Here is a 14691-nt window from a genome sequence, read left to right on the forward strand (position 1 = left end):
TCACATGAGCAAAACCCCTGGACTATCCACGATGTCCTGAGACACACTGTCCACGATGTCCTGAGACATAAATGTCCAAAATGTCTTGAGACTTCACACTCCCATCTCGGTACCCAACGTTAGTTATGTGACAGGTCGAGAGTGCTGCGAGTGACGTCTGCCAAACCGGCAGCGTGCGCAGAGTTCGAACCAGCGTCCAAACTGCCGCCGGCTGGAAGCTGGCCTCCGGCCTGTCCGGAATAGCTGGCAGAAGTCCGAACTGGCGTGGCACGTGACAAATGTGCCCCCAGGCAGATTCGAACTGCCGCCCCTGCCTCCGGAGGGCAGTGCTCTATCCCCTGAGCTATGGGGGCCCAGGAACCTCTAGGTTAGCATCCCTGAGCAGACGCTAATGCGCCAGCGACCCACTCGCCTAACCGTCCGGAACATCTGAGGGCTAGAACGGGGGAGCGCTATCGATCTCGGGCGGCGGAGTGGGGTTCGGGACTTCAGCCGGGCGCTTTTCTACCGTAGTTGGCTGTTGTGGAGGCGAGACCTCGGTTCGCACGGATGTGCCGCCGATGGGGTTGGCGGGTTCGCGAGTGTAGGTCTTGCCGCCGGGGCTGGTCCAGGTGAGCGCACCGGTCGGGGTTTGCCGGGTGCTGAAGCTGGATTGGTGTTTCAACCGGTGGCACGCCTTGCAGAGATGTACGAGGTTTCCGACGGCGGTCGGCCCGCCCTTGTTCCACGGCACGGTGTGGTCGATTTCACTGTGGGTGGCTTTGCGGTTGCAGCCGATGCCCTGACAGGTTTGATCCCGAATCTCGGTGTACCGCTTCATATCCGTCGGCGGGCTGTAGGAGTCCCGGCCGACGGAGAGCATGCACCCGGTCTCGGGGTGGGTGAGGATCCGGTCCCAACTGGGTGCGGTGCCCGCCAGCCGGCGGGCCGTTTCCGGGTCGATCGGCCCGTACCCTTCCAACATGCCGGGCTCGAAACTCTTCCCCATCAAGGTGAGGACGGGAACGGTGACGTGCACGGTGCCGCGGATGCCCCGGCCCATGCCGCCGGCGCACTCACCGTCCAGCAGCAAGTCCCGGAAGGCGTCTGCGCGGCGTTGATCCATCGTGCGCAGCACCACCTCGCCTCCGCCCTCTGCCCCGTCCGCGGGCTGATCGGTCGTGTCGGCGTCGTTGAGGCTTTTCGCGATTCGGGTCAAACGGTCATACCCGGCCTGGGCTTCATCGGCTTTGAGGTACGCGTTCAGCCAGGCCATCCCGTCCACATCGGGCTGCAGCACCACCCGCCGCAAGGATGCGCCGACGTCGGCGCGCTCCTGCAACGACACGGGATGCAACCGCTCCAGTTCCCGGGCGGCAACCCTGCCGAACTGGGTCGCCGTCAGCTTCTCCGCCTTCGGCAGCACAGCCGCTTCCAGGGCGGGCAGTACCTCGGCGGGGGCGCCGGTGACGACGTCCTGCATTCGCAGCACGTGTGCCCAGCTGATCCGGCCCTGCGCCAACGCCTTCTGAAAGCCGGGCAGTTTCTCAACCAGGTGGGCGGCGTTGAAGATCATCATCCGCGCCGTCGTGGAGTGCAACCGGAGCGCCCCGGCGACTTCGGTCGCGAGGGTGCGCTCGGCCAGTTCCACGTCGCCCCACGCCGGGCCGTGTGCCTGGGTGTCCGGGTCGTCGGCGCCGGTCTCGACGGGGTCACCACGCAGCCCGGCGATGATCCGGGGTTGCTGGCCGAGCCGGTGCAGTTCGGCCAGCAGCCGGGCCCGTTCGGCATGGATCGCGGACATCTGCCGGGCGTTCTCGGTCAGCGGATCGATGATCGCGGCGATCGCTGCGGAGGTGGCATCGACGCCCTCGGGTCGAGCCGAGACGGGCTCGTCTGGGGCGTCTTCGGGCGTGGCGTTTGAGGTGGCCATGGCTCTATAGAACCACCCACCACTGACACTGCCGATCCCAGTAAATCAGCGGTGGACAAGCCCGCAAGCATGCGGACTGTGGAGGAGCGGCACACCCGAAAATCGGGCCGTGCGCCGAACCCCTTAGAGGTTGGCGAGCACCGTGCTCATGACGCGCTCGGCGTCGCCGGGCTCGATCATGTCGGGGGAGCTGACGGCTACCCAGTAACCATTGGCGAACACCTGGGCGGTGCCGGTTCCGGGGCTGAAGTAACCCTCGACCTCGGGGGCGGTGCCGTAGGTGGGCACGATGTCGCCATTTGCGAGGGCAGCATCCTTGAGGTTGTTGGCGAGCGAGTCGTTAGGCATGGCGAGTGATACCTCGATGACCTCTCCGCTGGACTGGTTGATCCAGCCGCAGGAGATTCCGCTGTAGGTGGTCGCTGTGACCGCGGTGTCGCTCGTGGCGGCATAGCCCGGGTCGACGCTGAAGTTCGGGTTGAGCGCGTAGACATCGTCTGCCGTGAGCACCTGATCGCAGGACTTGTCCACTGCGGTTCCCTCTGGGGCAGGTGCCGGTGTTGCCGTCGCGGTGGGCTCGGCGGTGGCCGTTGCCGTGGCAGTGGGCTCCGCGGTCGCCCCGCTGCTCGCGGTGGGCGAAGCGGTCGGCTCCGTGCCGCCCTCCGGTGCGCATCCCGCCAAGGCAAACAGTGCGAGCGCCGCGCCGGTGAGAGCGAGTGCAGAGCGCAGTCGGCGGGGAGTGGTGAACGAAGACGAGCTGGAGAGGGTCACGCGTTGACCTTACCAACTGGGGCGACGGGTAGGATTGTTCGCCGTGACCCCTGCCGAACTTTCCCAGTCCCTGCTCGACCTCGTCAACTCCCTGGTCGAGCGCCGACGTGGCGAAGGCGCAGAGATCGCCGACCTCAATCTCACCCTCGCCGACGTGTCGCTTGAACGGCCGCGTAACCGCGACCACGGAGACTGGGCATCCAGCGTTGCGATGAAGATCGCCAAGCCGCTCGGTACCAACCCGCGCGCCGTCGCGGCAGAGCTCGCCACCGGCCTCGAAGCCATGCCCGAGATCGCCTCAGTGGAGATCGCCGGACCCGGTTTCATCAACATCCGACTCGAGGCATCCGCCGCCGGCGCCCTGGCGCAGACCATCGTCAACGCCGGCGAGGTCTACGGCACCGGCCACATGTACGACGGCATCAAGATCAACCTCGAATTCGTCTCGGCTAACCCCACCGGTCCCATCCATATGGGTGGCGTGCGCTGGGCGGCCGTGGGCGACAGCCTCGCCCGCGTGCTCAAAGCCGAAGGCGCGGATGTGACGCGCGAGTACTACTTCAATGACCACGGCTCGCAGATCGATCGGTTCGCCCGCAGTGTGCTGGCCGCCTACCTCGGTGAGCCCACCCCCGACGACGGCTACGGCGGAGCGTACATCGGTGACATCGCCGACAAGGTCGTCGAGATCTACTCCGGCGACATCGCCGCCCTGCCCCGCGACGAGCAGCAGGAGATCTTCCGCTCGATCGGTGTCGATCTCATGTTCACCGAGATCAAGGAGAAGCTGCACGGCTTCGGCGTGGACTTCGACGTCTTCTTCCACGAAGACTCCCTGCACGAATCCGGCGCCGTCAACCGCGCCATCGAGCGCCTGCGCGAGCTCGGCCACATCTTCGAAGCGGATGGCGCCATCTGGCTGCGCACCACCACCTTCGGCGACGACCGCGACCGGGTGATCATCCGCTCGAACGGTGAACCCGCGTACATCTCCGGCGACCTGGGCTACTACCTCGACAAGCGCGAGCGTGGCTTCGACCAGAACCTGATCATGCTCGGCGCCGACCACCACGGCTACATCGGCCGCATGATGGCCATGGTGCAGGCGTTCGGCGACGAACCCGGCGTGAACCTGCAGATCTTGATCGGCCAGATGGTCAACCTGCTCAAGGGTGGCGAGCCCGTGCGGATGAGCAAGCGCGCCGGCACGATCGTCACCCTCGACGACCTGGTCGACGCGGTGGGCGTCGACGCCGGCCGGTACTCGCTGGTGCGTTCCTCCAGCGACTCGCAGCTCGACATCGACCTCGACCTGCTCGGCAAGCGCACTAACGAGAACCCGGTGTTCTACGTGCAGTACGCCCACGCGCGCACCGCCTCGGTCGGCCGCAACGCCGCCGACTCTGGTGTCGACCGCAGCGCGTTCGCGCCGGAGCTACTCACCCACGACAGCGAATCCGCCCTGCTCGGTGTGCTGCAGGAGTACCCGCGGGTGGTGGCCCAGGCCGCCGAATTGCGGGAACCGCACCGCATCGCCCGCTACATCGAAGAGGTCGCCGGCTACTACCACCGCTGGTACGACAACTGCCGCGTCATCCCGCTGGGTGAAGAGCCCGTCACCGACCTGCACCGCACCCGGCTGTGGCTGAACGACGCCACCGGCCAGGTCATCCGTAACGGTCTCGGCCTGCTCGGCGTCTCGGCGCCCGAGCGTATGTAGCCATGAGTGAGACCGGCAGGTCCGGCCTGAGTCGCTTGAGCCGCCGCCTTCTCCTGACGCTGGTGGCTGTCGTGGTGCTCGTCGGTGCCTTCGTTGTGGCCGACGTTGTCCTCCGCGGCTACGCGCAGAACCGCATCGCCAGCGAGATCGACGCCGGCCTGCCGGAGAACGTCACGGGTGACGTCGACGTGGCCATCGGCGGCACCTCAGTGATCTTCCAGTTCCTCACCGGCAGCTTCGACCGGGTGGCGCTGACCGCGCCCGCCCTCACGGTCGACGGGGTGCCGGCATCCGTATCGATCGTCGCCACCGGCGTGCCCACTGACACCAGCAAGCCCATCGGCCACGTCACCGGTGCCATCGAGCTCGACCAGCCCGCACTCAACGCGTTGCTGCAGACCGCACTGGCCGAAGTGAATGCCGCCCCGGCCGCGCGCGACGCCGAAGTCACCCTCGGCACCAACGAGGTGACCTATGCCGGCGAGCTCAGCGGGTTCGGCCTCACCATCGGCTACCAGGCCACCGCCACCCCGAGCGTCACCGCCCAAGACCTGGTGCTCACACCCATCGACGCGCAGGTCACCTCCGGCGCCGGCAGCCTCGATGTGAGCGGCCTGATCGACCTGGTGCTCGGCGACGAGCCCATCAGCGTGTGCGTGGCCGGCTACCTGCCCCAGGGCGTCACACTGCGCGATGTGCAAACCACACCGGAGCGCGCACGCATTACGCTGGAGTCGAGCACATTGACGCTCACCGAACAGTCACTCACCACCCTGGGTACCTGTTCCACCGCTTGATTCGGCGTGCGCAACTCGCAGTCGCTAGAATTCCGGTAGATTCCCGCGCCCTTCGGCGCGTCTCTTCGCTGGCTTCAGGGACCAATCCGGGTTCGCTCGCCACTTCGTGAGACACCCACTTGACTCCTGTGAGGTTTTCACCCGTGGCCCATAATCCACTCGCCCCCGAGTGGCTCAGCTCCCCAGCTGACGCCAACACGCTCGCTTCCGGCCTCTGGCCTGCCTCGGCGCACCGCTCCGACGCCGGCGCCATCACCATCGGCGGCATCAGCGCCCCCGACCTGGCGGCTCGATTCGGCACCCCGCTCTACGTCGTCGACGAGACGGATGCCCGCACACGCGCCGCCGAACTGCGCGCCGCGTTCGACACCGAGTTCGCCCGCATCGGCACCACCGTCAAGGTGTACTACGCCGCCAAGGCCTTCCTCTCTACCGAGATCGCCCGCTGGATGGTCGACGCCGGCCTCAACATCGACGTCTGCAGCGGCGGCGAACTCGCCGTGGCCCTGGCCGCGGGGGTCGCACCCGCGCGCATCGGCTTCCACGGCAACAACAAGTCCCGCACCGAGATCGACGAGGCCACCCGGGTGGGCGTGGGCACGATCATCCTCGACAGCCCGATCGAGATCGTGCGCGTCGCAGAGGCTGCGCGCCGGCACAACACCGTGCAGAACGTACGGCTACGGGTGAACAGCGGCGTGCACGCCCACACCCACGAGTTCCTGGCCACCTCGCACGAGGACCAGAAATTCGGCGTGGTCTTCGAGGACGCCCCGTCGCTCGTCGCCGCGATCCGCGCCGAGTCGAGCCTCAACTTCCTCGGCCTGCACTGCCACATCGGCTCACAGATCTTCGGTGTCGACGGTTTCGCCGAGTCCGCCTCCCGGCTGCTCAGCCTGCACGCCGAGCTGTTGACCGGCGGACCCGTGCCCGAGCTCAACCTCGGCGGCGGCTTCGGCATCGCCTACACCAGCGTCGACGACCCCAGCCCGGTGGCTGACCTGGCCGCGGGCCTGGCCGACATCGTGGCCGCCGAGTGCGCGCGCCGCGGCATCCCGCTGCCCGTGATCGCCATCGAACCCGGCCGGGTCATCATCGGACCCGCCGGCGTCACGCTGTATGAGGTGGGCACCATCAAGCCCGTGCGCGTCGGCGACAACACCCGCCTCTACGTGAGCGTCGACGGCGGCATGAGTGACAACGCCCGCCCCGCGCTCTACGGTGCCGAGTTCTCGGTGCGCCTGGCCGACCGGGTGACGGATGCGCCGCCCGCGCTGGTGCGCCTCGCCGGCAAGCACTGCGAGAGCGGCGACATCGTGGTGGATGCCGACTACCTGCCCGGGGATGTGGCGCCGGGGGACCTCGTGATGGTTCCGGCCACCGGGGCGTACTGCTGGTCGCTGGCGAGTAACTACAACTATCTGGGGCGGCCGGCGGTTGTGGCCGTGGCCGATGGGGAGGCGAGGGTGATCGTTCGGGGGGAGACGATTGAGGATCTGCTCGCCAGGGATACGGGGGTCTCGACAAGCTCGACCAGCGGGGTGGGTTCGACCAGCGAGGTCTCGACAAGCTCGACCAGCGGGGTCTCGACAACCTCGACCAACGATGATGTGAAGGAAACCACCCGATGATCGAATACCGCAATTTGCGCGTCGCCCTACTCGGCGGCGGTTCGGTCGGCGCCCAGGTGGCCCGCCTGCTGCTCGAGCACGGCGACGAACTCGCCAGCCGGGTGGGCGCGGGCCTTGAACTCGTCGGCATCCTGGTGCGCGACCTCGACGCGCCGCGTTCGGCCGACCTGCCCCGGGAGCTGCTCACCACCGACGCTGACTCGCTCATCCTCGGCGCCGACATCGTGATCGAGCTCATGGGCGGCATCGAACCGGCCCGCAGTTACATCCTCTCGGCGATCAACTCCGGCGCCGACGTCGTGACCGCCAACAAGGCACTGCTCGCCCAGCACGGCGCCGAACTCTTCGAGGCCGCCGACCAGGTGGGCGCCCAGCTCAACTACGAGGCGGCCGTCGCCGGAGCTATCCCGATCGTTCGCCCGCTGCGCGACAGCCTCGCCGGTGACAAGGTCAACCGCATCCTCGGCATCGTTAACGGCACCACCAACTTCATCCTCGACCGCATGGATGTGGCCGGCGACACCCTCGAAGAGGCCCTCGCCACCGCCACCGACCTCGGCTATGCCGAAGCCGACCCCACTGCCGACATCGGCGGCTACGACGCCGCGCAGAAGGCGGCCTTGCTCGCCAGCCTCGCCTTCCACACCACGGTTCCGCTGGAGAAGGTCTACCGCGAGGGCATCACCGCGGTCACCCAGCAGCAGATCGAGTCCGCCCGCAAGGCCGGCTACGTGGTGAAGCTGCTCGCGATCTGCGAACGCCTGGTCGACCCCGAGACCGGCCTCGAAGGCGTCTCGGCCCGCGTCTACCCGGCCATGGTGCCGGTCAGCCACCCGCTCGCCTCTGTGCACGGCGCGAACAACGCCGTCTTCGTCGAAGCCGAAGCCGCCGGCCCGCTGATGTTCTACGGCGCGGGTGCCGGGGGAGTGCAGACCGCATCCGCCGTTCTCGGCGACCTGGTCTCGATCGCCCGTCGCCACGTGGTCGGCGGCCCGGGCTTCGCCGCCTCCAGCCATGCCGACCTTCCGGTGCTCGACATCGGCAAGGTCACTACCCGGTACGCCGTCACCCTCGAGGTCACCGACGAACCCGGCGTGCTGGCCACCATCGCCGGCGTGTTCAGCAAGAACCAGGTCTCCCTGGCGCTCGTCGAACAGTCGATGACCCCCGCGCAACCCGTGACGAACAGTCACGCCGCCGTGTCGGGCACAGCTACCCTAGTCATTGGAACGCACGAGGCCACGGAGGCTGCGCTTGCCGCGACCGTGATCGACCTTGCCGCCAACAGTGTCGTCACCAATGTCGCATCCGTATTAAGAGTTGAAGGAGTCTGATGTCCAGCGAACGAGAGACCGGTCAGCAGCAGTTGGTCAAGACCCAGTCCCGTCAGTGGCGCGGTGTGCTGCGCGAATACGCCGACCGGCTGAACGTCACCGACGCCACCCCGATCATCACCCTGGGTGAGGGCGGCACCCCGCTGATCCCCGCCGCCGCGCTCTCCGCGCGCACCGGCGCCAAGGTCTGGGTCAAGTACGAGGGAATGAACCCCACCGGGTCGTTCAAGGACCGCGGCATGACGATGGCGATCTCCAAGGCCGTCGAAGACGGTGCCAAGGCCGTCATCTGCGCCTCCACCGGCAACACTTCGGCGTCCGCCGCCGCCTACGCCACCCACGCCGGCATCAAGGCCGTCGTGCTGGTGCCAGAGGGCAAGATCGCCATGGGCAAGCTCAGCCAGGCCATCGCGCACAACGCGCAGCTGCTGCAGGTGCAGGGCAACTTCGACGACTGCCTCGACATCGCCCGTGACCTCGCCAAGAACTACCCGGTGCACCTGGTCAACTCCGTCAACCCCGACCGCATCGAGGGCCAGAAGACCGCTGCCTTCGAGGTCGTCGAGGTGCTCGAAGACGCCCCCGACATCCACATCGTGCCCGTCGGCAACGCCGGCAACTACACCGCTTACTTCCGCGGTTACAGCGAAGAGCTCGCCCGTGGCGCCACCACCAAACTGCCCCGGATGTTCGGCTTCCAGGCCGCCGGCAGCGCCCCGATCGTGCTCGGCCACCGGGTTGAGCACCCCGAGACCATCGCCAGCGCCATCCGCATCGGCAACCCGGCCTCATGGGACCTCGCGCTGAACGCCCGCGAGGTGAGCGACGGCTACTTCGGTGCCATCAGCGACGAGAAGATCCTCGAGGCCTACCGCATCCTCTCCGCCGAAGTGGGCATCTTCGTTGAGCCCGCGTCCGCGATCAGCGTTGCGGGCCTGCTCGAGCGCGCCGACGCCGGCAAGATCCCCGCCGGCGCCACCGTGGTGCTCACCGTCACCGGCCACGGCCTGAAGGACCCGCAGTGGGCCCTCCGCACCGCCGACGGCAGCGACGTCAAGCCCACCATCGTTCCCGTCGACACCGCGGCCATCGCCGAGCTGCTCGGCCTGGGCCAGAAATGACCAACGTGCTCCCCGTCGAAGAGCGCGACCTGCTGGCCGGCCGTTCGGTCGTCGTCAAGGTTCCGGCCACCACCGCGAACCTCGGCCCCGGGTTCGACACCCTGGGCCTCGCACTCGCGCACTACGACCACCTGCAGGTGGAAGTGACGGAGGAGCCCGGCGTATTCGTCGAGGTGCACGGCGTCGGCGCCGGCGAAGTGCCCACCGATGAATCGAACCTGGTGGTGCGCGCGATCGCGCACACCTTCGCCGCCTACGGCATCCCCCTGCCCGGGCTCAAGCTGATCGCCGAGAACGTGATCCCGCACGGCCGCGGCATGGGGTCATCCGGCGCCGCCATCGTCTCGGGCATCATGGCCGCCAAGGGCCTCCTCGAGGGCATCGTCGACATCGACTCCGACGCGCTGCTCGTGCTCGCCACCGAGATGGAAGGGCACCCGGACAACGTGGCGCCCGCCCTGTTCGGCGGACTCACCATCGCCTGGATGACTCCCGAAGGCCCCCGGCACAAGAAGCTGATGGTGCACCGCGGGGTGTCACCGCTGGTGCTCGTGCCGCAGCACGCCATGTCGACGGCGCTGGCCCGCAGCCTGCAGCCGGAATCGGTGCCGCACGAAGACGCCGTCTTCAACCTGTCCCGCTCCGCACTGCTCATCGCCGCGCTGATCCAGAGCCCGGAGCTGCTGCTCGCGGCCACCGAAGACAAACTGCACCAGAGCTACCGTGCCGCGGCCATGCCCGAGACCAGCCGCCTGATCACCATGCTGCGCGAGAACGGCCACCCCGCCGTTGTTTCCGGCGCCGGGCCGTCGATCCTCGTTCTGGCCAGCGACCCCGGCCAGCGCCTGGTGGCTGCCGAGCTCGTGGCCGAGCGGAGCGAGACGCCCTGGCAGTCGCTCATGCTGGCCGTCGACTTCAAGGGCGCTACGGTCATCCGCACCGACGCCACTGACACCGCGGCCTGAGAACCGAATCAGCTGAAGAGCCCCATCCCCTTGCGGGACGGGGCTCTTCTCTGTGTGGCGATGAAGTAGCGCTCCCTGAACCTGCTAGAGTGGTTGGGCACCCGATAGAAACCGCCACTCGCGGATCTGTTCTCTGGTGTATTCCCTGTAACTCACTGCTATCGCGTCTTTGTGCGTGGCTGTGTGTGTTCACTCCAATCCGCCACTGCGTGGGACTGGATCACCCGCAGCCCACCGGCGCTGCAATCTTCTCTGGCCAATTCGTAAGAGCCAGGGGAAAGGACAAAACTTCGTGACCGACGTCAACATCCACGCCAACGGCGTGGACATCTCTCGCCTCTCCACCCTTCGTGTCGCCGAGCTTCAGGCTCTGGCGGGCGAACTGGGTATCCAGGGCGCATCCAAGCTTCGTAAGGGGGAGCTCGTGGACGCAATCACCGCGAACCAGTCCTCCACCACCGAACCTCCCGCCGCCGACGCCATCGTGCTCGACGCCCCCGTCGAGGTCGCAGCCGTCGAGACTGCTCCGGCCCAGACCGCTCCCGTCGCGGATGCTCCCGCCGAGACCGCGCCGAAGAAGCGCGTCTCCCGCCGGGTCACCACCGCTGCCGCGGCTCCCGCCGTCGCCCACGTCAACGCCGACGGCGACCTGGGCCTCGGCCTGATCATCCCCGAGACCGCTGCGCGCAAGACCACCGCGCCCACCACCTACGCCGGTGCCGGCGCCACCGACGGCATCGTCGCTGACGCTCCCGTCGTGGAGAAGCCTGTTCGCCAGGCACGCAAGCGCGCCAGCACCGCCACCATCACCGAGGCCGCCATCAGCGAGGCCGTCGCCGCCGCGAAGACCGCCGAGGCAGCCGCCCCAGTCGTCGAAGCATCCGCGCCCGTCGCCGAGCCGGCCGCCGTTGAGACCACCGAGCAGGCCGGCACCGGCCGCAACCGTCGCGGCAACAACCGTGGCGAGGCTCGCAACAACGAGAACCGCAACGAGTCGCGCGGCGACGGTCGCAACAACAACAACCGTGGTGGCAACCGCAACAACAACGCCTCCACCGCGCGCAACGCCTTCGACGCCCGTGCGCTGATCGAAGCCCAGAACGCCGAAGACGGCTACGAGGCTCCCGCCGACGACACCTCGGCCGCCCCGGCCGAGGTCGAGACCGTCGACGCCGAGAGCACCGAGTCCCGCATCCAGCGTCCAGAGGGCGTCGTCCGTGCCGAGCGCAACGAACGCGGCGGCCGCCAGCGCAACCAGCGCGGCGCCCGCGCCGAGCAGGCCGAGCAGACTGAAACGGTCGAGCAGGCCGACACAGTCGAGACCACCGACACCACCACGGATGCCGAGCAGACCGACGAGCAGACCGAGCAGACCGAACAGTCCTCCGACCAGCCCCGTCAGGGCCGCAGCCGCAACCGCAGCCGCGGCGGCGACCGCAACCAGGGCGACCGTCAGCAGGGTGACCGCAACCAGAACGACCGCAACCAGGGTGACCGCGCGCCGCAGGCCGCGGATGACCGTGGTGACGACCGCCAGCCCAACCAGCGCCAGCAGAATAACCGCGGCCAGGGCCAGCAGGACCGCCAGAACGACCGCCAGCAGAGCGACCGCGCCCAGCAGGAGCGTCAGGGCCAGGACCGCAACCAGGGCCTGGACCGCAACTCCGGCCCCGAGGACGAATTGAACGGCCGCAACAACCGCAGCCGTTTCCGTGACCGCAAGCGTCGCGGCGCCACCACCAATGATGACTTCGAGCCCGAGCTGACCGACGATGACGTGCTCATCCCGGTCGCCGGCATCCTCGACGTGCTCGACAACTACGCGTTCGTGCGCACCTCCGGCTACCTGCCCGGTGCCAGCGACGTCTACGTCTCGCTCGGCCAGGTCAAGAAGTACAACCTGCGCAAGGGTGACGCCGTTGTCGGCTCGATCCGTCAGCCGCACGAGGGCGACCAGAGCGGCCGCCAGAAGTACAACGCGATCGTCAAGGTCGACTCCATCAACGGCCTGACCGTTGAGGAAGCCGCCACCCGCGTCGAGTTCCAGAAGCTCACCCCGCTCTACCCGCAGGAGCGCCTGCGCCTCGAGACCGAGCCGGGCAAGCTGACCCAGCGCATCATCGACCTCGTCGCCCCGATCGGCAAGGGCCAGCGCGGCCTGATCGTCGCGCCGCCCAAGGCCGGCAAGACCATCGTCATGCAGCAGATCGCCAACGCCATCGCCACGAACAACCCCGAGGTCCACCTCATGGTCGTCCTGGTCGACGAGCGCCCCGAAGAGGTCACCGACATGCAGCGCACGGTGAAGGGTGAGGTCATCGCCTCCACCTTCGACCGCCCCGCCGAGGACCACACCACGGTCGCCGAGCTCGCCATCGAGCGTGCCAAGCGCCTGGTGGAGCTGGGCCACGACGTCGTCGTGCTGCTCGACTCGATCACCCGCCTCGGCCGCGCCTACAACCTGACGGCCCCGCCGTCGGGTCGTATCCTCTCCGGCGGTGTCGACGCATCCGCGCTGTACCCGCCCAAGCGCTTCTTCGGCGCCGCCCGCAACATCGAGAACGGTGGCTCGCTCACCATCCTCGCCTCCGCTCTGGTGGAGACCGGGTCCAAGATGGACGAGGTCATCTTCGAGGAGTTCAAGGGCACCGGCAACATGGAGCTTCGCCTGTCGCGCCACCTGGCCGACAAGCGCATCTTCCCGGCCGTCGACGTCAACGCATCCGGCACCCGCCGCGAAGAAATGCTGATGAGCGCCGATGAGGTCAAGATCACCTGGAAGCTGCGCCGCGCCCTCGCCGGACTCGAGCAGCAGCAGGCGCTCGAGGTCATCCTGGGCCGGCTGAAGGAGACCTCGTCCAACGTCGAGTTTCTGATGCAGGTTCAGAAGTCGATGCCGACCCCGAACGGGTCAGACAAGGATCACTGATGTTCGAGTCTGTCCTGACTCTGCAGGCTGAGCACGACGAGCTGCAGTCCCAGTTGGCGGACCCGGAGTTGCACGCCAACCCCGCCCGTTCCAAGAAGGTCAACCGTCGGTACGCCGAGCTCAGCCGCATCATCGCCGCGTGGAACGAGTGGAAAGAGATTGGCGACAATCTCGAAGCCGCTCGTGAACTCGCCGACGAGGATGAGTCGTTCGCGGAAGAGATTCCGGGGCTCGTAGACCAGCTGGAGGCTGCAGCCGAAAAGCTACGCCGCCTGCTGATCCCGCGCGACCCGCTGGACGCCCGCGACGTGATCATGGAGATCAAGATGGGGGAGGGCGGTGCGGAATCCGCACTGTTCGCCGCCGACCTCCTGCGCATGTACCTGCACTACGCGGAGTCCAAGCGCTGGAAGACCGAGATCATCGAGCAGACCACGAGCGACCTCGGCGGCATCAAGGACATCCAGTTGGCCATCAAGGGCAACTCGGCTGACCCCGCCGAGGGCGTCTGGGCTCACCTCAAGTACGAGGGTGGTGTGCACCGCGTTCAGCGGGTGCCGGCCACCGAGTCGCAGGGACGCATCCACACCTCGGCGGCGGGCGTTCTCGTCTTCCCCGAAGTCGATGAGCCCGAAGAGGTCGAGCTGCACCCGAACGACCTCAAGATCGACGTGTACCGCTCCAGCGGCCCCGGCGGCCAGTCGGTGAACACCACCGACTCCGCCGTGCGCATCACCCACCTTCCCACCGGGATCGTGGTGGCGATGCAGAACGAGAAGAGCCAGCTGCAGAACAAGGAAGCGGGTATGCGGGTCCTCCGCGCCCGCGTTCTCGCCCGGCAGCAGGAAGAGATCGATGAGGCCGCCTCGCTGGTGCGCAAGGGCCAGATCCGCACCATGGACCGGTCAGAGCGCATCCGCACGTACAATTTCCCGGAGAACCGGATCGCGGACCACCGCACCGGCTACAAGGCGTACAACCTGGACACCGTGATGAACGGTGCCCTGGATGCCGTCATCGACTCGTGCATCACCGCCGACGAGGCCACCCGCCTCGCCGAGATCGGTGACCACGACTAGCTCCTGGTTCTGACAGGGCGCCCCGGCTTCGGCCGGGGCGCCCTTTCCCATTTCCCAGACGATCGCTGGTTGAGCTTGTCGAAACCTGGTGACCAGTCCTGCGGATGTCGTGGCAGAGTTCCCGAGTTCGGCCCACGGGGTCTCGACAGGCTCGACCAGCGGATGGCTGCGGTGGGACGCGCCCCGGTCGTTGGTTGAGCTTGTCGAAACGTGGTGACCCGGCCTACATGTGCCGCGGCAGGGTTCCCGAGTTCGGCCCACGGGGTCTCGACAGGCTCGACCAGCAGATGGCCGCGGTGGGACGCGCCCCGGTCGGTGGTTGAGCTTGTCGAAACCTGGTGACCCGTCCTGCGGATGTCGTGGCGGGGTTCCCGAGTTCGGCCCACGGGGTCTCGACAGGCTCGACCGGCATGTGGTGCGGCTCCGGGCTGA

The 14691-nt window shown here is 67.6% G+C and carries 10 protein-coding genes and 1 tRNA gene; 8 read left to right on the plus strand and 3 right to left on the minus strand.

Features of this window, described 5'->3' with window-relative positions; all coding sequences use genetic code 11:
- Positions 1–281: 281 nt before the first annotated feature.
- From CTB96_RS05655 to CTB96_RS05665, 3 genes are all read right to left on the minus strand, one after another.
- Positions 282–353: transfer RNA gene (locus CTB96_RS05655), tRNA-Arg, on the minus strand.
- Positions 354–436: 83 nt separating this feature from the next.
- Positions 437–1912 (minus strand): HNH endonuclease signature motif containing protein, encoded by a 1476-nt coding sequence (locus CTB96_RS05660; protein ID WP_110125963.1) that lies wholly within the window; start codon positions 1910–1912, stop codon positions 437–439.
- 123 nt (positions 1913–2035) lie between these two features.
- Positions 2036–2683 carry an iron ABC transporter ATP-binding protein gene (locus CTB96_RS05665; RefSeq protein ID WP_110125964.1) on the minus strand — a complete coding sequence of 216 codons (648 nt, stop codon included), beginning with the start codon at positions 2681–2683 and terminating at the stop codon, positions 2036–2038.
- 43 nt (positions 2684–2726) lie between these two features.
- On the opposite strand from CTB96_RS05665, the gene argS reads away from it, so the two are divergent.
- The 8 genes from argS (at position 2727) to prfA (ending at position 14259) form a co-directional block, all read left to right on the plus strand.
- On the plus strand, positions 2727–4403 hold the full coding sequence (gene argS, locus CTB96_RS05670; RefSeq protein WP_110125965.1) for an arginine--tRNA ligase: 1677 nt from the start codon (positions 2727–2729) through the stop codon (positions 4401–4403).
- Between the two features lie 2 nt (positions 4404–4405).
- A complete protein-coding gene (locus tag CTB96_RS05675; protein ID WP_110125966.1) occupies positions 4406–5200 on the plus strand; it encodes an LmeA family phospholipid-binding protein in 795 nt (264 codons plus the stop codon).
- Positions 5201–5343: 143 nt separating this feature from the next.
- The gene (gene lysA / locus CTB96_RS05680; RefSeq protein ID WP_110125967.1) at positions 5344–6831 is read left to right on the plus strand and encodes a diaminopimelate decarboxylase; all 1488 of its coding nucleotides are present in this window, start codon (positions 5344–5346) and stop codon (positions 6829–6831) included.
- Positions 6828–8165, plus strand: coding sequence for a homoserine dehydrogenase (locus CTB96_RS05685; RefSeq protein WP_110125968.1), 1338 nt, complete (start codon positions 6828–6830; stop codon positions 8163–8165). The genes lysA and CTB96_RS05685 overlap by 4 nt, the downstream gene beginning before the upstream one ends.
- Positions 8165–9286: a threonine synthase gene (thrC, locus tag CTB96_RS05690; RefSeq protein WP_110125969.1), complete on the plus strand. Its 1122-nt coding sequence runs from the start codon at positions 8165–8167 to the stop codon at positions 9284–9286. The genes CTB96_RS05685 and thrC overlap by 1 nt, the downstream gene beginning before the upstream one ends.
- On the plus strand, positions 9283–10251 hold the full coding sequence (gene thrB / locus CTB96_RS05695; RefSeq protein ID WP_110125970.1) for a homoserine kinase: 969 nt from the start codon (positions 9283–9285) through the stop codon (positions 10249–10251). The genes thrC and thrB overlap by 4 nt, the downstream gene beginning before the upstream one ends.
- A gap of 292 nt (positions 10252–10543) precedes the next feature.
- Complete coding sequence (gene rho, locus CTB96_RS05700; protein WP_146215755.1) at positions 10544–13180, plus strand: transcription termination factor Rho; 2637 nt, start codon at positions 10544–10546, stop codon at positions 13178–13180.
- Positions 13180–14259, plus strand: coding sequence for a peptide chain release factor 1 (gene prfA, locus CTB96_RS05705; RefSeq protein ID WP_110125972.1), 1080 nt, complete (start codon positions 13180–13182; stop codon positions 14257–14259). The genes rho and prfA overlap by 1 nt, the downstream gene beginning before the upstream one ends.
- The last annotated feature ends 432 nt before the right edge of the window (positions 14260–14691 follow it).

Source organism: Cryobacterium arcticum, assembly GCF_003185895.1.
Lineage (GTDB): Bacteria > Actinomycetota > Actinomycetes > Actinomycetales > Microbacteriaceae > Cryobacterium > Cryobacterium arcticum.

What these genes read in the sequence shown, in the direction of transcription:
- CTB96_RS05660 (WP_110125963.1), bottom strand. Translation starts at nt 1,912, where the DNA reads ATGGCCACCTCAAACGCCACGCCCGAAGACGCCCCAGACGAGCCCGTC.
- CTB96_RS05675 (WP_110125966.1), top strand. Translation starts at nt 4,406, where the DNA reads ATGAGTGAGACCGGCAGGTCCGGCCTGAGTCGCTTGAGCCGCCGCCTT.
- CTB96_RS05685 (WP_110125968.1), top strand. Translation starts at nt 6,828, where the DNA reads ATGATCGAATACCGCAATTTGCGCGTCGCCCTACTCGGCGGCGGTTCG.
- thrC (WP_110125969.1), top strand. Translation starts at nt 8,165, where the DNA reads ATGTCCAGCGAACGAGAGACCGGTCAGCAGCAGTTGGTCAAGACCCAG.
- thrB (WP_110125970.1), top strand. Translation starts at nt 9,283, where the DNA reads ATGACCAACGTGCTCCCCGTCGAAGAGCGCGACCTGCTGGCCGGCCGT.
- prfA (WP_110125972.1), top strand. Translation starts at nt 13,180, where the DNA reads ATGTTCGAGTCTGTCCTGACTCTGCAGGCTGAGCACGACGAGCTGCAG.